Below are 18,224 nucleotides of genomic sequence, written 5' to 3'. Positions count from 1 at the left end.
CAATCGATTCCCCTTCCACCTTGTTGTTGATGCGCCTACGAGTCACCTACTATGGCGAGCCGATCCTCCGCGAGGTCGGTAAGCCGGTCACCGATTTCAACGACGAGCTTCGTCAGCTCGCCGAAGACATGTTCGAAACCATGTACGAGGAGGAAGGCATCGGCTTGGCCGCCCAGCAGGTGAACGAAGCCTTGCAGCTCTGCGTCGTCGACGTACGTCCGCCGGAGGGCGCGGAACCGGCCTTCGACTACAGCTTCGACGGCAAGAAGCCGCCGCTCGACCTGATCATGCCGCTCGCGCTCTGCAATCCCAAGGTCGCCATCATCGACGACCACGAGGATGTCTACGAGGAAGGCTGCCTCTCCTTTCCGGATGTGCGCGGCAAAGTGGTTCGCAAGATCGGCGTGCGCTGCGCGTTCCAGGACCTCAACGGCAACCCCCATGTGATTGAGGCCGACGGCCTTCTCGGCCGCTGCATCCTGCACGAAGTCGACCACCTCAACGGGGAACTTTTCATCGACAAGATGGACAAGCGCGACCTCAAGAAAAACGAGACCCGGATCAAAAAGCTCAAGCGGGCCAGCCGCGATTTCCTCAAAGGGAAATAGTCACCAAATTTTGAATACGGCTTAGCGGGGCGACTTGGCCCGGGGCACGTCCCGTGCGTCGAAGTGCAGAATGTATTTCTGCTCGAAATAGTCGTCCCCAAGTTCCTCCTGGAGATCAATCGTGAGGCGCGGTCGGATGCCGATTGCTTCGAGTTCGGGCTCCAGCTCGCCGCCCTTCCAGTAGAGTACCCCGTTCGGAATCGAGTTGCGCTGGCCGCGGCGCAGGTTGCCTTTAATCCAGCTGAAATATTCCGGCAGGTTCTTGACCGCCCGGCCGGTGATAAAGTCAAACTGGCGGTTCACCTGTTCCGCGCGGACCTGGCGGGCCTCGACGTTCTTCAGCTTCAGCTTGGTCGCAATATCCTGCACCACCCCGATCTTCTTGCCGATGGAATCGATCAGCGTGAAATGGGCCTGCGGGTAGCAGATGGCCATAATCAGCCCGGGAAAGCCACCGCCGGTGCCGACGTCCATCACCCGTGCGCCATTCATCAGCTTGAGATGGTTCGTAATCGCAAGGCAGTGCGCGAGGTGACGTTCCTCCAGATGCTCGATATCCTTTCGGGAGATCAGGTTGATTTTGTCGTTCCAGTCCTTGATCAAAACCGCCCACTGTTCCAGCAAGGCCCAGGAGGCTTCACTGACATGGGGAAACTTGGCTCGTATCGATTCCATTAAAGCGCGTTATACATCTTGCCGCTTGGTTGACCAGCGTGGATATCAGGCAAAGATCCGGAGTATGAAAATTTCCGCCTGCGCCGCACTGCTCTGTAGCCTGCTCCCTCTGCATAACCTTGCCGCCTCCGAAGCGCCCGAGCCGAACTGGCAGATCATCGGTCAATGGGACAACGATCTCCTCACCGGTACCGACAGGGACTACACCAATGGCGCCCGAGTGGGATTCATCCGCGAATTTGCCCCGGACGAGGAAATGCACGGCTCCCTCCTCAATAGCCTGTACCGGCTCTCCGGTGCCAGCGACATGATTCCCTTCCAGCAATGGCGACTATCGGGCGAAGGAGAGCTTCGATTCGCCTGGGGCTTCGGCCTGAGCCAGCTCATGTTTACGCCCGACAATGACGAAGTCGATCAGGCCCCCAAAGGCGAACGCCCCTATGCCGGCTGGCTTGGACTCGAAACCTCCCTTCACGTCAAGGACGACGTCTCGGTCAGCAGCGTCACCCTGACCCTGGGCACCACTGGAGACCTCAGCTATGCCGATGATACACAGAAGTGGGTTCATGAGAACATCTCGAACAGTCCGATCTACCAGGGCTGGAAGAGCCAGGTGCCGGCCGAACCCACCCTGAACCTGCATCTGGACCACAAGCAGCGCCTCTCAGCTCTGGATTTCAGCGAAGACTGGCCCCTGCAGTTGGACGGCTACACGGAATGGGGCGGTGCACTGGGTAATTTCCGTACCGACGCCTACCTCGGCGCCCTGATCCGTTTCGGCTACAACCTACCGGCCACCTACTCCACACCGCGGGTTCAGGTCGGCAGCTACGGGCACGAACTCTTCCGTCAGGAAGCTCCGGATGCCGCTCCGCTTTCCATCATCAGCTTCGGCGGCCTGCGCGGCTACGCCGTCCTTCACGACATCACACTCGATGGCCCCCTGTTCCGCGACTACGACGGAGCCGTCGACTCCAAGCCGTTGGTCGGCGAATGCATCTTCGGACTGGGCCTCCGCTACGGCTCCGCCGAGTTGATGTTCTCCCACACCATCCGGACCGACGAATTCAAGGGACAGGTCAGCAACCAGGAGTTCGGCTCGGTCACCCTCCGGTTCCAATTGCCGTTTTAGAGCCAACGGAACAGCGACTTGGGCAGTTTTACTCGGACGAATTGGAGCGTTCTTTAATCCGGCGCTCGGCCTCCAGAATAATGGCTTCGCAGCCGGCAAATTTATGGTCGTCCAGACAGAGGCGGCGCTGCTTGCCTTCGCTCTCGTAGATGGCGTAGGCAATGCCCTTCTTCTTCCATTTTTTCCGGTCGATCGCGATAATGGAATCCAGCTCGACCCGCTGACCCGACACACCGATCACCACGTTTCCTTCAGCGCGCACGCGCAATTTGTGGTTCCACGCGATCCACGCGCCAAAAATCGCAGCCCCCGCCATCAGTACCCAGCCAATCACGCGCTGCTCACGAATCGAGGCATCCGTTCGCTCACTCGGAAAATTCCGTTTGTAGCCCATCTCCCTGGCATGGCGTTCCCAGGCCAAACGAAGTTCCTGGCTATCCTCGCCGTGTGCATCCTCGCCGAGACGACCTGCCTCAACCAGCTCGTTACGCAGCTCGGCAAACTCGGTGTAGCGCACTGCCTCCTTCGGCCAAAACACATAGCCGTCCGTCAAAAACCAGCCCGCCAGACAGGCAAACATGAAAAACATGAACAGCATACGCCGCCGCCATTCTTTTGAAATCCGAGCCTCCACATCCATGCCCTAACCAGTGCACACATCCGCATGCGCGCCAACCACTTTTCACATTTTAATCGGCACACGCTTGTCATGGCGCAAAGTAGTCACAATACAGAAGCACAAGTCTATGCTTGCCAAAACATATCAAGATATGATGATATGTTGATAAATACAATGAGCACTTCGATCCAGACCAAGCCCTACACTGCCAAAGGCCAACAACTCGTTGATCTCTTCGCCGAGCGTATCCTCTTTCTCGACGGGGCCATGGGCACTATGATTCAACAGCACAAGCTGGGTGAGGCGGATTTCCGCGACGCCTCCTTTGCCGACGTAAAGGGCGACCTGAAGGGGAACAACGACCTGCTCAGCATTACCCGCCCCGACATCATCGAGGGCATCCACCGGGCGTTCTTTGAAGCGGGAGCCGATATCATCGAGTCCAATACTTTCAGCGGCACCACAATCGCACAGGCTGACTACGGCCTGGAAGACCGGGTGCGCGACATCAATATCATCTCCGCCAAGCTGGCCCGCAAAGTAGCCGACGAGATTGCCGCCGAGCAAAACCGCCCGACCTTCGTGGCCGGCGCGATCGGACCGACCAACCGCACCTGCTCGCTCTCGCCCGACGTGAACCGTCCGGAATACCGGGCCACCAGCTACGACGAACTTTACAAGGCCTACTACGAGCAAACCGAAGCACTGGTCGAGGGTGGCGTGGACCTGCTCCTTCCGGAAACCGTCTTCGACACACTCAACCTCAAGGCCTGTCTCCATGCGATCGCCGACTTCCAAGACACTTTGGACGAGCGCATCCCGGTGATCGTCTCGGCCACCATCACCGACAACTCCGGCCGCACGCTTTCCGGCCAGACCGTCGAGGCCTTCTGGAACTCGATCCGCCATGCCAAGCCACTCTGCGTCGGCCTGAACTGCGCGCTCGGAGCGGACCTCATGCGCCCCTTCCTGCAGGAGCTTTCCCGCATCGCCGATTGCTACGTGCACGTTTACCCGAATGCCGGCCTGCCGAACCCACTGGCACCGACCGGCTACGACGAAACACCCGCCCACACCGGACATGCGGTCGGCGGTTTTGCCAAGGACGGCCTGGTCAACCTCGTCGGTGGCTGCTGCGGCACCACCCCGCAACACATCAGCGCCGTGGTCAAGGCGGTCAGCCAATACGAGCCGCGCAAGCTGCCTACGATCCAACCGGCCCAGCGCCTCAGCGGCCTCGAACCGCTGAATATCATCCAGGGGGAAACCGGTTTCGTCAATGTGGGCGAACGCAGCAACGTAACCGGCTCCCCGAAGTTCAAAAAACTGATCAAGGCGGACGACTTTACAGGTGCCCTCGCGATTGCCCTCTCCCAAGTGGAAAAGGGCGCGCAGATCATCGACGTCAATTTCGACGAAGGCATGCTCGACGGCGAGGCCTGCATGCAGCGCTTCCTCAATCTGATTGCTTCCGAGCCGGACATCGCCCGTGTGCCGATCATGATCGACAGCTCCAAGTGGTCGGTCATCGAAGCCGGTCTCAAGTGCGTGCAGGGCAAGTGCATCGTCAACTCGATCAGCCTCAAGGGCGGAGAAGAGGAATTCAAGGCGCAGGCCAAGAAGATCATGCGCTACGGCGCCTCCGTCATCGTCATGGCCTTTGACGAAAAGGGCCAGGCGGCCACCAAGGACGACAAGGTCGCGATTGCCGAACGCTCCTACAAGATCCTGACCGAAGCGGTCGGCATGGACCCGCAGGACATTATTTTCGACCTCAACATCCTCACCGTCGCAACCGGCATGGAAGAGCACAACAACTACGCGGTCGACTTCATCGAGGCGGTCCGCGAGGTCAAACAACGCTGCCCTGGCGCCCGTTGCAGCGGCGGTCTTTCCAATGTATCCTTCTCCTTCCGCGGCAACAATCCGGTCCGCGAGGCCATGCACGCCGCCTTCCTGCACCACGCGATCGAAGCCGGTCTCGACATGGCCATCGTCAATCCCGGCCTGCTGATGGATTACAATGAGATGGACCCGACCCTCAAGACGCTGGTCGAGGACGTCTTACTGAACCGCAGCCCCGACGCCACGGAAAAGCTCATCGAGCACGCCGAAGCGATCAAGGACGGCCGCGTCGTTCTCGGCTCCGGCACACCGGAAGAGCGCATCAACGCCGCCATGCTCGAAGGCATGCAGACCTTGCGCGCACTCTTCGAACGCGCCACCCAGGAAAAGAACCCCGAGGTCCTCGAAGCTTTCCTCCGCGGCGGCAGCGGCGCAGTCCCGGCGGCGGAAAAAAAAACGGCTGACGTAGTCAGCGATTGGCGCAGCGGCACGGTCGAGGAACGGCTTTCGCACGCCCTCGTCAAGGGCATCGACACACACATCAAGGCCGACACCGAGGAAGCCCGCGTCAAATACGGACGTCCGCTCGAAGTCATCGAAGGCCCGCTGATGGACGGCATGAAAGTGGTCGGCGACCTCTTTGGCGCCGGCAAGATGTTCCTGCCCCAGGTGGTGAAAAGCGCCCGCGTGATGAAGCGCGCCGTGGCCTACCTCACCCCCTTCATGGAGGAGGAAAAGAGGAACAATCCCAACACCCGCGCGCAGGGCAAGTTCCTCATCGCCACCGTCAAGGGCGACGTGCATGACATCGGCAAGAACATCGTCGGCGTGGTGCTCGCCTGCAACAATTACGAGGTCAAGGACCTCGGCGTTATGGTCGACTGCGAGACCATCCTTAAGAAAGCGCAGGAATGGGGCGCCGATATCATCGGTCTCTCGGGCCTCATCACCCCCTCCCTCGACGAAATGATTTTCAACGCCACGGAGATGCAGAAGCGCGGCTTCACCCAGCCCCTGCTCATCGGCGGTGCCACCACCAGCGAGGCCCACACCGCGATCAAGATCGCCCCGGCCTATGACCAGCCGGTCGTTCGCGTAGGCGATGCCTCCCTCGTCACCGGTGTCTGCAACAGCCTGCTCAATCCGGACAAGCGCGAGGCCTACATCGCCGAGCTCAAGGCCGACCAGCAAAAGCGCCGCGAGCGTTTCGCCAGCGGTCAGAACGACACCGCGCTGCTGCCTCTCGAGGACGCCCGCGCCAAGCGCTTCACTTGCGACTGGGCCGCAGCCGAGCTCAAGGCGCCCAACCAAACCGGTCTCACCGTCAGCGACCAGATCGACCTCGGCGAGCTGGCCGAATTCTTCGACTACTCCCCCCTCTTCTGGACCTGGGGGCTCAAAGGCGTGTATCCCAAGATTCTCGAGCACGAGAAATACGGCGAGCAAGCCAGACACATCTACGAAGACGCGCAAAAGCTTCTTAAGCGCGTCGTCGAGGAGAAGCGCTTCCGTGCCTGCAGCGTGGTCGGCCTCTGGCCCGCCAATTCAGTGGACGACGACATCGAAATCTACGGGGAGGACGGCTCCGTGCTCGGCACGCTCCACAGCCTACGCCAGCAAAAACAAAAGTCCGGCAACGACACCTACTTCGCGCTCAGCGATTTCGTCGCACCGAAGGACAGCGGACAAACCGACGCCTGCGGCGCCTTCGCCTGCTGTATCGAAGGCGTGGATACATTTGCCAAGGAATTCGAGGACGCCCACGACGACTACAGCTCGATCATGGTCAAGGCGCTCGGCGACCGCTTCGCCGAAGCACTCGCCGAATATACCCACGCCAAGGTCCGCAAGGAGCTATGGGGCTACGCGGCCGACGAGTCACTCGACAACGATGCCCTGATCAAGGAGAAGTATCGCGGCATCCGTCCCGCCGCCGGCTATCCCAGCCAGCCCGACCACACCGAGAAGGCAATTATCTGGGAGCTCCTCGACGCCGAAGCCAACACCGGCGCCAGCCTGACCAGCAGCTTCGCCATGTCCCCCGGCTCCAGCGTCAGCGGCCTCTACTTCGCCCACCCCGAAGCCAAATACTTCCAAGTCGGCCCCATCAACCAAGACCAGATGGAAGACTACGCGAAGCGCAAAGGCCTCAGCCTCGAGGAATGCGAACGCTGGCTAGCGCCGAACAAGGGCTATTAGTCAGAAACCTAATATAATTCGGGAATCCAAAGTAGAGATATCGACCAATTAAAGTTATTTGAAGTCCTGACATCTTCGAAGAGCTCTGCGTTATATTTCCACCTACCTCCCACTCGCAAGCGTTTCTGGAGGCACTTCTTCTGGAAGTAGCACAATAAGAAAGTCTCACCCCTCCAAAGCCTCGGGTTTCCCGAGGCTTTTCTTATCTTCAGAGGCTATACGGCGTTCGACCTTTTTGACGTCCTCCTCCGGCGGAAGCGATTCGGGACGGATAAGCATGATATCCTCTATTTCACGCTCACTGCCTGACCCCAACCGAACCATTTTGTTGACGTCAACAAAATGGTTGTCGACCGAGTGGCCTGACACTTCACAGGCGGCCTTCGCCTTGTTGACAACCATAAGAAAATTGCGCCATTCCGAATAGCCCAAGAGATGCTGCAAATCCCGCGCGAGCCAGAATTCGACACCTCCATTCGTCTGCTGGGCGTAGCCCTCGAAGTTTTCCGTCAGGCTATGGACAATTTCGAACTTCATGCAGCAAAGAGTAAACAATTGTTCACTTAGATCAACCCAATAAACTTACGTCAATCGCCACGGACCAGATTCAGACACACGCTCGACAGGCCTAGCCTAGAGGAAGCCGGACAAGGCTTATTGACAAGCCACCGCATTGTGACACATTTTTGTATCACAATGAAATCGGCAAGCATCAGGAGCCTGAAACACGATACCAACGAATTGATGGAACGGGTTGCCCTCGGAGAATCGGTGGAAATTCGTCGCTATAACCGCCCGATCGCCGTGCTCAAGCCAATCGAGACCAATACTAAAAAGAAAAAAAGGCCTGCCTTCAGAGAACGGCTTCACTCCATTTACGGCGATAAAATCCTGACTCAAACAGCCACCGAACTGCTTTCAGAAGAACGCGGAGACCGATGAGCGACTACGCCGACACAGGCTTTATCTGTTCACTCTACGCGCCCGATGCGAATACGGAACAAGCCCTTGCCTTCATGGAGAAGCAGTCCGACGCGATCGCGTTCTCATGGCTGAATCAGGTGGAATTTCGAAATGCACTCCGCCTCAGGGTCTTCAGGAAAGAGATTACAGCAGCCCAACGGGACCAATCGCTCAACATTCTACTCGCAGATCTAAGGGACGGAATCTTCATCAACGAAGAACCTTCTCAAAGTAATGTCTTGATCGAATCCGAGCGGCTCAGCGTACAGCATTCGGAGAAACTCGGCACCCGCAGCCTCGACATTCTACACGTCGCCATGGCCATCGTTCTCGGTTGCGAACGCTTTATCAGTTTCGATGCACGCCAAATCAAATTGGCAAAAGCGGCGGGATTCAAAGTGCCCAGACTGTAGCCAACATCGAAGTCACCTCCGCCACAGTTCAAAAGGGCACGTCGTCTAGAAAAGCATTGGCAAACATGTTCATACTCCCGATCAACCGGGACCAGATGGAAGACTACGCAAAGCGCAAAGGCCTCAGCTTAGGGGAAGACTAACGCTGACTGGCGCCGAACAAGGGTGACTAGGACCAGTCTTCCAGTTTCAGTTCGGCGATTTTCGAGAAGTCCCGTTGATTGAGTGTGGCGAGGACGAGGTGGTTGGCCAGGGCAGTGGCTCCGATCAGGAGGTCGAACTCGCCAACCACAAGGCCTTGTTGCAGCAGGGACGCTTTGATCCGTGCGTAGGACTCAATCGCTTTGCGGTCCAAGGGGAGCACCACAAGTTTATGCTTCAAGTAGGATTCGTATTCCTGCCAGAGACGGGGCGAGGCCTTTTTCTCCAAGCCGAAGAGCAGCTCCGCTTCACAGATCGTCGAAATTGCCAACTTCCCATCGCCAAGCGCGGACCAGCGACGCACGACTGCATCGACCGGTTTTCGCCGCAAGCGCTGCGAATAGACCGAGGTGTCCAGCAGGTGCGTGATCATGCCTCATCCAAAGGGCTGGGATTCATCGACGCAGTGCGCGTCGGCAATTCGAAATCCGCATCCAACGGACCGTAGCGTGCCTGCGATTCTTCGACCGTATTCCAAACCGAACCCGTCACTTCTTCATCCACCGGAACCAATTTCACAATGGCTTTGCCGCGACGACTGATCACGCAAGGCTCCCCCGTCTCCACCACTTTGTTGCAGAGCTCGGACAGCCGGTTTTTGGCATCGTAGAGTGCGTATGAGTCCATATTATTAATCTAGCTATCTAGCTACTTATGTCAATTCGGATGAACCCCTGTTAAAGAATGGCCCAAGCTTTGCTCTCCCTCCGTCAAAAATCACATAAGCTCAAGACACGATGCAGACACAAAAAATCACCACCTGCTTGGCCTTCCTCATCGCCGGCGTTTGCGCTGCCCTGAATGCGGCGGACTCCTTCGACACGCGCTTCCAATCCATCTGGGACGCAGCCAGCAAGGAACAGCGTTTCAAGCTGCTCTACGACCTGCCGAAGGGCGGCGACCTCCACGACCACTTCGGTGGTGCCAATATCCCAGACTGGATGCTGGCCATTGCCAAGGATCCGGAACGCCGGGGCGAGGAGATATTCTGGACCCGCCTGCACTTCGCCAGCCCGGACGATGCCATCTCGCCCCGCGCCGAATCGCATGTGGTTCGAAACTACACCTACGAAAAGCTCCCGCCGGCAGTAAAGGCGGAATACGTCCGCATGGACCAGATGACGCCGGAGGAAGAGGAAGAATGGAAAGACGCCTTCCGCTTGGACAAGGCTGGCGAGGGTCGCGACGAGTTTTTCGGAACGATGTGGCATCGCTTCGGCGACCTCTACACCAGCCCGGCGATGCGAATGGAGCTGCTGGCCGACAACATCAAGGCCTTCGCCGCTGAAGGGCTCAGCTATCTGGAATTGCAATACAGTGCCGGCGGGCTCGTCGCTCTGGACGGCACCCCTTACACCGAGGAAGAATGCGTGCAGATTGTCGAAGACCGTCTCGCCCAACCGGACATCGTTGAAACCGGCATGGAGGTGCGCTTCCTCAAGACCATCTTGCGCTTCGCGCCAAACGCTGAAGACCGCGCTCGTGCCGACTACGCCTTCGTCGACGCGCACCGCGACCGCTGGGTCGGCATGAACATGGCAGGCATCGAAGAGAACGGGCACGGCTATCCGCTCCGCTTCCTTGAAGTGTTCCGCGAGCTGCGCGCCGAATACCCGACCTTGAAACTGTCCTTCCACGCCGGCGAAATGGACGGTCCGGACAAGCACATTCACGACACCCTGCTCCTCGGTGCCAGCCGGATCGGCCACGGCATCAATATCCTGGGAGACCCGGAAACCTATCTCCTCATGCGGATGAGCAAGGACGTGCTCATCGAGATCAACCTGATTTCGAACCAGCTCCTCGAGTATGTCGACGATATCAAGAAGCACCCCTTCCCCGAGCTGCTGCGCACCGGTGTGCCGGTCTGCCTCAACACCGACGACCGCGGCATGTGGGACAGCAACATGACGGACGAATACTACACCGCCATGACTGTCTTCAATCTGTCTTGGCCCGAACTCACCGTACTGGCGGAAAACTCACTCAAGTTCTCCTTCATTCAAGAGGAGGTGAAAGCAGAGCTCCTCAAAGACTATGCCGAGCGCATTGAAGCCTTTGAAGCCAAGTATTCGAAAGGCAGTATCGAAGACGCCCTCGCCAAAGTCGATGCAATCGACGCAGTCACTTATGGCTACGCCAAGGAGAAGTGGGGCATCACCTTCGAATAAAGATTTGATTTCTAAAACAGGAAAACCTCCGGAGCATCTGAATATGTCCGGAGGTTTTTTTGAATTACTTGGTCTCAATGCCAGAGACGCATCATGGATTCATCTAGTAACCCTTTGCGCTCAAAGCTGACGCAAAATTGTCCAAGAAGTCATTGAAGGCACGTTCATAAGCAAGAGCCCAATTGGCATCACTGGCAACTTGCCCTTGGTTGCGTCCATATCCTTTCACGACAACGAGTTCGGACTGGGCAGCCCCATCAATGCTCACATCACAATTCACGCGCGCTTCGAATTTAATTGCGAAGGCACCCGGGGTAAACCACGCCCAAAATTCGTCGATCGTGGCTTCAATCCTGAGTTTGGAATTGGGGTCCTGGCTGATCGCATATCCACGCCGTTTCAACCCCTCCTCAAGCAGATCCTTGGTCAAATCGAGAACGGTTTCGTTATTCTCTGTGGCAATATCACCCATCGCCTTACCGAAACCATTACGCTGCCGCCCGATCATGCAGAGTCGTTCTTCAGCCGACATCTCATTCACGTCGCCGTCGATCGATGGAATCGAAGGCGACCCCGGATTGTTCATGAAGACCCGGTTATCTTTAACCTCGCCCACATAGACAGTTCCCTTCGTTGCCCCAGCATAAGCGCCTTGTTGCGGGACATTTAAGTCGACTGTCCGACGCCCTAAAACACAACCAGACAACCAAAATAAAACGGTTAAACTAATCGTTACGCGCAGTATCCAATTTTTCATAATCCAGTTTTTCCTAAAATAACTTGTGGAAATATGTATGCGCATGGCAAACACCCCAAACCAAAACCTCGTTACTCATTGCCTCATTCAGTCAAAGCGAAAAGTCAAAAGTCGCCGGAAGCGGAAATTAGACGCGAACCGAACCCCCATCAGAGGCGACTTTAAAAGATCACATGCCCCTGCCAGAGCTTGACCGCAAAGACACCGAAATTGCTGGCCGCATGCGCGATCATGCTGGGGAAAATCGAACGGTTCTTGTTCCAGGGACCAAAACGGAGGGCGTAGAACCAGAGGGAATTGATAAAGAGGATCCCGGTGGTAAACCAGGCCTTCACCGTGAAGGTCCACTGGAACCCTTCCTCCGTGTCCCAGAAATGGCCGTGAATCAGGGCAAAAATCAGGGAGAAGCCCACACAACTGGCAATCAGCGCCGCACGCCCCTTGTTTTCAATCACCAGGAAGCCCCGGAAAATCACTTCCTCAACCACACCCGCAGCCAGCGTGGCGAAGACGTAATACCAGATCATATCGCTCTGCTCCTGGCTGACCCCGAACACCAGCTCACCCGCCGTCTCGTTGGCCAGAATGATCCACGCCCCGATGACACCAATCAGTGACACATTCCAATCCAAAGGCTGGGCTCCGGGCATGGCCTTGGGACTGGCTTGGCCCATACGGGCGGCTTTGCTGTCGCCCCAGTACATGAAGAGCACATAGGCGGCGATCCCGACATAGAGCAGGATCATCAGCGGGTTCTCATTGAGTGCCTGCATCGGTGCGGGGTGATCAGGGTTGCCTGGGCGGGATTTCGCCTAGATGTGACGGGAGTCGTCCTCGTCCTTCTTCACGTAGCCGCTGTCCTGGCGGTTGTGGTTCACCTTGTTTTTCTTGGTATAGGCCGCATAGACGTCTTCCGCGGTCATTCCCAGCACCTGAGCGATAGAGATGAGGAAGTGAAAGAGGTCGACCACCTCGACCTTGGCGTTCTGTTCGTCAAACTCCTGGTACTTGGCCCACCACTTCCAGGGCACCGAGTCGATCAGTTCGGCAATTTCCTGTTGCATGGCGCGGGTATAGTTGAGGACCCACTGGGCTTTCTCCTCCTCGCTCATATTATCGGTGTTCACGCCGATGCGCTTATTGAGGGCATCCTGCAGATCGAAGATTTCATCGAGCTTATCCATGCCGAACTTGGTTAGAAGCGCGGGGTGCTCCAAGCAAGCCGAATCCGCAGAAAAGCCCGCAGCGGGGGAACTTAACACTTGCCGCAAAAAATTTACTCCGCTAGCCCTTTCCCTCAAGGGGCACTCCCCGAGCTACCTCAGAGTGGATGATGTCAGACCCGCCGCCGCGCAGACCCAGTCGCGCCAATGCGGCCGCCCACAGGAGCCCCCCGCCCGCGCCAGTCCGCAGAGGCGCCCACAAAAACATAACATACACAATACGAACGATGCCAGAATTCGAAGAAAACCAACCGCAAAGCAACCCGAGCCACAGCTACACACCCAGCACAGATGCCAAGCCCCGTACCCGCCGCCGCAGCGGAGGCTTCAAAAACAACCACGACAGTGCCCCCAAGGCCAATATCGGCGAAGTCGATCCGCGTGACGCGCTCAAGGAAGAAAAGCTGAGCGGTCCGCAAAAGACCGAGGCTCCGGAAAAACCAGTGGCCGCCAAGGTGGAAGCGGTTGAAGCCCCCGCGCCGGCCGCGGAAGCACCCGCTCCGAAGGTCCAACGCGAAGCCGTCACGGCAGCCGAAGCCAGCGAAGCCACGCTCGCCGCAATTAAGCGCGTCGAGGAGCGCATTGAAGCCCGCAGGACGGAACGTGAAGCCCGCCGTAAGGAACGCGATGCCCGGAAGAGCGACAGCCCGAAGGCCAAGAGCCCGGCTTCCAAACCGCAGGCAGCCGCCAAACCACAGGCGACCGGCAATCCCCAAGGCGGCCTGCTCGCCGCCATCAGCGGCTTCTTTGGCAAACTTTTCGGCTCCGCGCCTGAACAACCGGCACCGAAGCCCTCCGGCAACCGTAGCCGTCAAGGCGGCAACCCGCGCCCGGGCAACCAACAGGGCAAGGGCGGCAACCGCAGAGGCGGCCAAAACCGCCGTGGAGGTAAGGGTGGCAACCGCAGAGGCGGCCAGAACCGCCGTGGAGGCGGAGGCGGTCGTCGCCAACCGCAAGCTTCGCGCCAGTCCTAGCCGCTAACGGAGCCCACATGGACGTCTTTCGCGTTACCGGCAACGGCCCTCTGAACGGTGAGATCGAAGTCGGCGGGGCCAAAAACGCTGCCCTTCCCCTGCTCGCCGCCACCCTCCTGACCGAGGAAACCGTCACCTTGCGCAATGTGCCCGACCTCAGCGATATACGCTTCATGGTCGAAATCATGCGCCACGTGGGTGCCGTTGTGGAAAATCCGGAACCGGGCACCTGGCAGGTCACCGCCAAACAATTGACGCATATCGCGCCCTACGAGCTGGTACGCAAGATGCGGGCCTCGGTCTGCCTGCTCGGGCCACTCGTCGGCCGCCTGCGCAAGGCCGAAGTCTCCATCCCCGGCGGTTGCGTCATCGGGCCTCGTCCCATCGACCTCCATCTAAAAGGCCTTTCGAAATTGAACTGCTCGGTCAGTGTCGACCGCGGTTATGTGAATGTCGACGCCTCCAAAATGGAAGGCGGACCCGTATTCCTCGGAGGACGCAGCGGCAGCACCGTCACCGGCACCGCCAATATCGTGATGGCAGCCGTCCTCGCTCCCGGCACCACCCGCATCGAGTGCGCTGCCTGCGAGCCGGAAGTAGTCGACCTCTGCAATCTGCTCGTCCAAATGGGAGCCAAAATCGCTGGCATCGGTAGCCCGGAACTCACGATCACCGGCGTTGACAAGCTCTTCGGCTGCACCCACAGCGTCATCGCCGACCGGATCGAAGCCGGCACCTTTATCGCAGCCGCCGCCATCACCCGCGGCGATGTCACCGTCAAGGGAATTGCCCCCAACCTGCTCGGCGCCTTCCTCGACAAGCTGGAGGAAGCCGGCCTGCCTATGGAAGTCCGCGACGACCAGATCCGCGTGCTTCCCTACCTCGGCTCGCTCAAGCCGGTCGATATCATCACCTTGCCCTATCCGGGCTTTCCCACCGACCTTCAGGCCCAAATGTGCGCGCTGATGGCGGTGACCGAAGGCATCTCCATCATTACAGAACGCATCTACCCGAACCGCTTCATGCACGTCCCCGAACTACAGCGCATGGGCGCGGATATCGCGATCGAAGGCCCCAGCGCCATCGTGAAAGGCCCCTGCAAATTTTCCGGCGCACCGGTCATGGCTTCCGACCTTCGGGCTTCGGCCGCACTGATCCTGGCGGGCATGGCCGCCAAGGGCGAGACCTGGATCCAACGGATCTATCACCTCGACCGCGGCTACGAGCGCTTCGAGCACAAGCTCGCCGGCATCGGCGGCAAGATCGAACGCCTCAGCGACAAGGAGATGCCGAAAGAGCTATGGGCAGAATGAGTTGTGGGTTGAAAGTTCCGCTTGGTTCGTGAGACTGAACGCGAATGCCATTCTCACCCGAAGACCCGCCCACCGGCACCGATTTTATCGAGCAAAGCCTGGCCGAGCACGACAGCCCGCAGGAATCGATCCTGCGCCCGTTTAGCTTTGACGACTTTGCGGGACAACCGAAGACGCTCGAACGGCTCCGGGTCATGGTCGGCGCGGCGCGCGACCGCAGGGAAGCCCTCAACCATATCCTGCTGAGCGGTCCTCCCGGACTCGGAAAAACCACGCTTTCCCTCATCCTCGGTCATGAAATGGGTAAAAAGGTGAGTATCACCTCGGGGCCGGTCATTGACAAACCCGCCGACTTGGCCGGCCTGCTGACCAACCTCAACGAGGGCGACATTCTCTTCATCGACGAGATCCACCGCATCCCCAAGACCGTCGAAGAGTACCTCTACTCCGCGATGGAGGACTTCCGCATCGATATCATGATCGACCAGGGACCCAACGCGCGCAGCGTCCGGCTCAATTTGCCCCGTTTCACCCTCCTGGGTGCCACGACCCGCATGGGCCTGCTGACCGCTCCCTTGCGCAGCCGTTTCACCCTGCAAAGCCGGCTCAGTTACTACGACCACGCGACGCTACAGGGCATCGTCGAGCGGACCTGCGGGCTCCTTCAGGTCGAATTTGAAACGGATGGAGCCGCCGAAATCGCGCGCCGTGCCCGCGGCACCCCGCGCATCGCCAACAACTTGGTCAATTTCTGCCGCGACTATGCACAGCAACGCGGCAAAGGCGTCATTACCCGGACAATGGCCGCGGCAGCGCTCGAACTCCTCGAAATCGACCAGCACGGTCTCGACGAGATGGACAAGCAAGTGATGCGTGTGATGGCGGAGAATTACCGTGGCGGCCCGGTCGGACTGGGCACGGTGGCGGTTGCCGTCGGCGAGGAGGCCCACACGCTCGAGGAAGTCCACGAACCCTTCCTGATCCAGGAAGGCTACATCCAACGCACCGCACAGGGGCGCGTTCTAACTGAAAAAGGCTGGCATATCATCGGCCTCGAACCCGGCGGGCAGAGCGCCCAGCCAAACCTGCTCTAGAAAGAAATGCGAGCCCGGCCCTTGGCATCCGTAAGCCCCCTGCACTACGCTGACTGACATGGACCGCCATCCTTATCAATCCGGCCTCTTCACGGATCATTACCAATTGACCATGGCGCAGGGTTATTTCCTGCAAGGGCGCCAGGAAACCTCCGCAGTCTTCGACTACTTCTTCCGCCGCTGCCCCTTCGGCGGCGCTTACGTCGTCTATGCTGGACTGGAGACCTTGCTCGACGCACTGGAGGGTTTCCATTTCAGCGCCGAAGACTGCGATTTCCTCCGCGAACAGGGCTTCGGCGAAGCCTTTACCGACTACCTTCGGGATTTCCGATTCAGAGGTGATATTTTCAGCCCGCCCGAAGGGGAACTGGTCTTCCCGCATGCACCGGTCCTCAGGGTCGAGGGCAATCTGATCGAATGCCAGCTGATCGAGACCCTCGTCCTCAACGTCCTCAACTTCCAATCGCTCATCGCCACCAAAGCCGCCCGGATCCGTCAGGTCATCGGGCCGGACCGCACACTGATGGAATTCGGGCTGCGACGCGCCCAGGGCCTCGGCGGCATCCACGCCACCCGGGCCGCCCTGGTCGGCGGCGCAGAAAGCACCTCCAACGTGTATGCGGCCCGTGCATTCGGGGTCCCCTCGGTCGGAACCCAGGCCCATGCGTGGATCCAGAGCTTTGATGACGAACTGACCGCCTTTCGCGAATTTGCCCGCCACTACCCGGACAATTGTATCCTGCTTGTGGATACCTACGACACCATCCGCTCCGGCGTGCCGAATGCCATTATCGTGGCCCGGGAACTGGCGAAGGAAGGACACGCACTTGCAGGCATCCGTCTGGACAGCGGCGACCTGTTGGCATTAAGCCAGGCGGCACGCGCCCAGCTTGACGCCGCAGGCCTGAAGGATGTGCACATCGTCGCATCCAACCAGCTCGACGAATTCAAAATCGCCGCACTGCTCGATGCCGGCGCCCCGATCGACAGCTTCGGAGTCGGCACCGACCTCGCAACCGGGAAGGACGACGCAAACCTCGACGGGATCTACAAACTGGCCATGTCCGGAGGCAAAGACCGGCTCAAGCTCTCCGAAAGCCCGGCCAAGGCGATCCTCCCCGGAAGCAAGGAAGTCCGCCGCTACTTCGACGCCGAGGGCGGGATGGCCGCCGACGTGGTCTGCCGCAATACGGACGGGAAGAGTATCGACGCACGCCTGTTGCCAAAGCCCGGGGAAAGCCTGCCACTCAAGGGACTCCGCTACGAAGTGCTACAGCAGCCGGTCATGACCGGAGGACATCGCACCGCACCGCCGAGGCAAGCGAAGCAGATACGCGAGTGCGTGCAAAACAATCTCAGCCGGCTTCCCCAGGGATACAAAGCACTCAACAATCCCGCCGCTTATCCGGTCGCCGCAAGCCATGAGCTGCTGGAACATCGACTGCACCTGCAAAACGAAATCCGATCCCGCCTATGAAAGCCGCACTCCTCATCGTGGACGTCCAAAATGACTTTCTTCCCGGCGGCGCGCTCGCCGCACCGGAAGGCGACAGCATCCTCCCTGCGATCAATTCGCTGGTGCAACGCTTCGATATCGTGCTGGCCTCCCAGGACTGGCATCCGGAACAGACCGCCCACTTTGACAAATGGCCCGTCCACTGTGTCCGCGACACACCCGGCGCAGCACTGTCCCCCGCCCTGGACAGCGCGCAGATCACCCACCTCCTGCACAAGGGAACCGGCACGCAAGACGACGGCTATTCCGCCTTTGAGGCCACCAATATCGACCTCGACGCCTACCTGAAAACCCTCGGAATCACCAAGCTCTACATTTGCGGAATCGCCACCGACTATTGCGTCATGAACACCGTACTCGACGCCTGCAAAGCAGGCTACGAGAGCTACGTCGTGGAAGATGCGGTCAAGGGGATCGAGCTCAAGGACGGCGACATCGCGCGGGCTTACGAAAGCATGGAAGCCGCCGGGGCCCAACGGATCCGGTCGGGCGAGATCAAGCTGTAACGACATTCGGCCCAG

The 18,224-nt window shown here is 58.8% G+C and carries 18 protein-coding genes and 1 pseudogene; 11 read left to right on the top strand and 8 right to left on the bottom strand.

The annotated features are described in order from the left end of the window. Positions 1–29 precede the first annotated feature (29 nt). On the top strand, positions 30–608 hold the full coding sequence (locus O2597_RS09230) for a peptide deformylase (protein WP_269524206.1): 579 nt from the start codon (positions 30–32) through the stop codon (positions 606–608). 21 nt (positions 609–629) lie between these two features. Here O2597_RS09230 and rsmG read toward each other — a convergent pair whose 3' ends face one another. Beyond that, complete coding sequence (gene rsmG / locus O2597_RS09225; RefSeq protein WP_269524204.1) at positions 630–1,283, bottom strand: 16S rRNA (guanine(527)-N(7))-methyltransferase RsmG; 654 nt, start codon at positions 1,281–1,283, stop codon at positions 630–632. A 64-nt stretch (positions 1,284–1,347) separates the two neighbouring features. Between rsmG and O2597_RS09220 the strand changes: the two genes are divergently transcribed. After that, positions 1,348–2,415: a lipid A deacylase LpxR family protein gene (locus tag O2597_RS09220; RefSeq protein WP_269524202.1), complete on the top strand. Its 1,068-nt coding sequence runs from the start codon at positions 1,348–1,350 to the stop codon at positions 2,413–2,415. A gap of 28 nt (positions 2,416–2,443) precedes the next feature. On the opposite strand, the gene O2597_RS09215 is transcribed toward O2597_RS09220, so the two are convergent. Next, entirely contained in the window at positions 2,444–3,004 is a 561-nt protein-coding gene (locus O2597_RS09215; protein ID WP_269524200.1) for a hypothetical protein, read from the bottom strand. Positions 3,005–3,208: 204 nt separating this feature from the next. Between O2597_RS09215 and O2597_RS09210 the strand changes: the two genes are divergently transcribed. After that, positions 3,209–7,078, top strand: a complete 3,870-nt coding sequence (locus tag O2597_RS09210) for a methionine synthase (protein ID WP_269524198.1) — start codon at positions 3,209–3,211, stop codon at positions 7,076–7,078. A gap of 267 nt (positions 7,079–7,345) precedes the next feature. Here O2597_RS09210 and O2597_RS09205 read toward each other — a convergent pair. Then, positions 7,346–7,615 (bottom strand): annotated as a pseudogene (locus tag O2597_RS09205) (DNA damage-inducible protein D); the annotation flags it as partial. A 159-nt stretch (positions 7,616–7,774) separates the two neighbouring features. On the opposite strand from O2597_RS09205, the gene O2597_RS09200 reads away from it, so the two are divergent. Continuing rightward, positions 7,775–8,020, top strand: coding sequence for a type II toxin-antitoxin system Phd/YefM family antitoxin (locus tag O2597_RS09200; protein ID WP_269524194.1), 246 nt, complete (start codon positions 7,775–7,777; stop codon positions 8,018–8,020). After that, positions 8,017–8,454 (top strand): type II toxin-antitoxin system VapC family toxin, encoded by a 438-nt coding sequence (locus tag O2597_RS09195; protein ID WP_269524192.1) that lies wholly within the window; start codon positions 8,017–8,019, stop codon positions 8,452–8,454. Before O2597_RS09200 ends, O2597_RS09195 begins: the two co-directional genes overlap by 4 nt. Before the next feature lie 169 nt (positions 8,455–8,623). Here the strand turns inward: O2597_RS09195 and O2597_RS09190 are convergent, their stop codons facing one another. Then, positions 8,624–9,028: a type II toxin-antitoxin system VapC family toxin gene (locus O2597_RS09190; protein WP_269524190.1), complete on the bottom strand. Its 405-nt coding sequence runs from the start codon at positions 9,026–9,028 to the stop codon at positions 8,624–8,626. Then, positions 9,025–9,282 carry a type II toxin-antitoxin system Phd/YefM family antitoxin gene (locus O2597_RS09185; RefSeq protein ID WP_269524188.1) on the bottom strand — a complete coding sequence of 86 codons (258 nt, stop codon included), beginning with the start codon at positions 9,280–9,282 and terminating at the stop codon, positions 9,025–9,027. Before O2597_RS09185 ends, O2597_RS09190 begins: the two co-directional genes overlap by 4 nt. A gap of 110 nt (positions 9,283–9,392) precedes the next feature. On the opposite strand from O2597_RS09185, the gene O2597_RS09180 reads away from it, so the two are divergent. Beyond that, entirely contained in the window at positions 9,393–10,826 is a 1,434-nt protein-coding gene (locus O2597_RS09180; protein ID WP_269524186.1) for an adenosine deaminase family protein, read from the top strand. A gap of 103 nt (positions 10,827–10,929) precedes the next feature. Here O2597_RS09180 and O2597_RS09175 read toward each other — a convergent pair whose 3' ends face one another. The 3 genes from O2597_RS09175 to O2597_RS09165 all read right to left on the bottom strand — a co-directional run bounded on the left by O2597_RS09175 (position 10,930) and on the right by O2597_RS09165 (position 12,767). Next, complete coding sequence (locus O2597_RS09175; protein ID WP_269524184.1) at positions 10,930–11,583, bottom strand: YajG family lipoprotein; 654 nt, start codon at positions 11,581–11,583, stop codon at positions 10,930–10,932. 161 nt (positions 11,584–11,744) lie between these two features. Then, on the bottom strand, positions 11,745–12,356 hold the full coding sequence (locus tag O2597_RS09170; RefSeq protein WP_269524182.1) for a CPBP family intramembrane glutamic endopeptidase: 612 nt from the start codon (positions 12,354–12,356) through the stop codon (positions 11,745–11,747). Positions 12,357–12,395: 39 nt separating this feature from the next. After that, a complete protein-coding gene (locus O2597_RS09165; RefSeq protein WP_269524180.1) occupies positions 12,396–12,767 on the bottom strand; it encodes a dUTPase in 372 nt (123 codons plus the stop codon). 266 nt (positions 12,768–13,033) lie between these two features. Here O2597_RS09165 and O2597_RS09160 point away from each other — a divergent pair, with 266 nt between their 5' ends. Genes O2597_RS09160 through O2597_RS09140 form a run of 5 tightly spaced genes read left to right on the top strand, consistent with a single transcriptional unit; the run spans position 13,034 to position 18,209 of the window. Next, positions 13,034–13,780 (top strand): hypothetical protein, encoded by a 747-nt coding sequence (locus O2597_RS09160; RefSeq protein WP_269524178.1) that lies wholly within the window; start codon positions 13,034–13,036, stop codon positions 13,778–13,780. 17 nt (positions 13,781–13,797) lie between these two features. Then, positions 13,798–15,093 carry a UDP-N-acetylglucosamine 1-carboxyvinyltransferase gene (gene murA / locus O2597_RS09155; RefSeq protein ID WP_269524176.1) on the top strand — a complete coding sequence of 432 codons (1,296 nt, stop codon included), beginning with the start codon at positions 13,798–13,800 and terminating at the stop codon, positions 15,091–15,093. Between the two features lie 44 nt (positions 15,094–15,137). Then, positions 15,138–16,187, top strand: coding sequence for a Holliday junction branch migration DNA helicase RuvB (gene ruvB, locus O2597_RS09150; protein ID WP_269524174.1), 1,050 nt, complete (start codon positions 15,138–15,140; stop codon positions 16,185–16,187). Positions 16,188–16,245: 58 nt separating this feature from the next. Continuing rightward, a complete protein-coding gene (locus O2597_RS09145) occupies positions 16,246–17,664 on the top strand; it encodes a nicotinate phosphoribosyltransferase (RefSeq protein ID WP_269524172.1) in 1,419 nt (472 codons plus the stop codon). Beyond that, on the top strand, positions 17,661–18,209 hold the full coding sequence (locus O2597_RS09140) for an isochorismatase family protein (RefSeq protein WP_269524170.1): 549 nt from the start codon (positions 17,661–17,663) through the stop codon (positions 18,207–18,209). Before O2597_RS09145 ends, O2597_RS09140 begins: the two co-directional genes overlap by 4 nt. The last annotated feature ends 15 nt before the right edge of the window (positions 18,210–18,224 follow it).

Source organism: Coraliomargarita parva, assembly GCF_027257905.1.
GTDB lineage: Bacteria > Verrucomicrobiota > Verrucomicrobiia > Opitutales > Coraliomargaritaceae > Coraliomargarita_A > Coraliomargarita_A parva.
This window is presented reverse-complemented; position numbering and strand designations above follow the sequence as displayed.

Bases quoted from the DNA above. Each gene is read 5' to 3' on its own strand.
- O2597_RS09230 (WP_269524206.1), top strand. From the start codon at position 30: ATGCGCCTACGAGTCACCTACTATGGCGAGCCGATCCTCCGCGAGGTC.
- rsmG (WP_269524204.1), bottom strand. From the start codon at position 1,283: ATGGAATCGATACGAGCCAAGTTTCCCCATGTCAGTGAAGCCTCCTGG.
- O2597_RS09220 (WP_269524202.1), top strand. From the start codon at position 1,348: ATGAAAATTTCCGCCTGCGCCGCACTGCTCTGTAGCCTGCTCCCTCTG.
- O2597_RS09215 (WP_269524200.1), bottom strand. From the start codon at position 3,004: ATGTTTTTCATGTTTGCCTGTCTGGCGGGCTGGTTTTTGACGGACGGC.
- O2597_RS09210 (WP_269524198.1), top strand. From the start codon at position 3,209: ATGAGCACTTCGATCCAGACCAAGCCCTACACTGCCAAAGGCCAACAA.
- O2597_RS09200 (WP_269524194.1), top strand. From the start codon at position 7,775: ATGAAATCGGCAAGCATCAGGAGCCTGAAACACGATACCAACGAATTG.
- O2597_RS09195 (WP_269524192.1), top strand. From the start codon at position 8,017: ATGAGCGACTACGCCGACACAGGCTTTATCTGTTCACTCTACGCGCCC.
- O2597_RS09190 (WP_269524190.1), bottom strand. From the start codon at position 9,028: ATGATCACGCACCTGCTGGACACCTCGGTCTATTCGCAGCGCTTGCGG.
- O2597_RS09185 (WP_269524188.1), bottom strand. From the start codon at position 9,282: ATGGACTCATACGCACTCTACGATGCCAAAAACCGGCTGTCCGAGCTC.
- O2597_RS09180 (WP_269524186.1), top strand. From the start codon at position 9,393: ATGCAGACACAAAAAATCACCACCTGCTTGGCCTTCCTCATCGCCGGC.
- O2597_RS09175 (WP_269524184.1), bottom strand. From the start codon at position 11,583: ATGAAAAATTGGATACTGCGCGTAACGATTAGTTTAACCGTTTTATTT.
- O2597_RS09170 (WP_269524182.1), bottom strand. From the start codon at position 12,356: ATGCAGGCACTCAATGAGAACCCGCTGATGATCCTGCTCTATGTCGGG.
- O2597_RS09165 (WP_269524180.1), bottom strand. From the start codon at position 12,767: ATGGATAAGCTCGATGAAATCTTCGATCTGCAGGATGCCCTCAATAAG.
- O2597_RS09160 (WP_269524178.1), top strand. From the start codon at position 13,034: ATGCCAGAATTCGAAGAAAACCAACCGCAAAGCAACCCGAGCCACAGC.
- murA (WP_269524176.1), top strand. From the start codon at position 13,798: ATGGACGTCTTTCGCGTTACCGGCAACGGCCCTCTGAACGGTGAGATC.
- ruvB (WP_269524174.1), top strand. From the start codon at position 15,138: ATGCCATTCTCACCCGAAGACCCGCCCACCGGCACCGATTTTATCGAG.
- O2597_RS09145 (WP_269524172.1), top strand. From the start codon at position 16,246: ATGGACCGCCATCCTTATCAATCCGGCCTCTTCACGGATCATTACCAA.
- O2597_RS09140 (WP_269524170.1), top strand. From the start codon at position 17,661: ATGAAAGCCGCACTCCTCATCGTGGACGTCCAAAATGACTTTCTTCCC.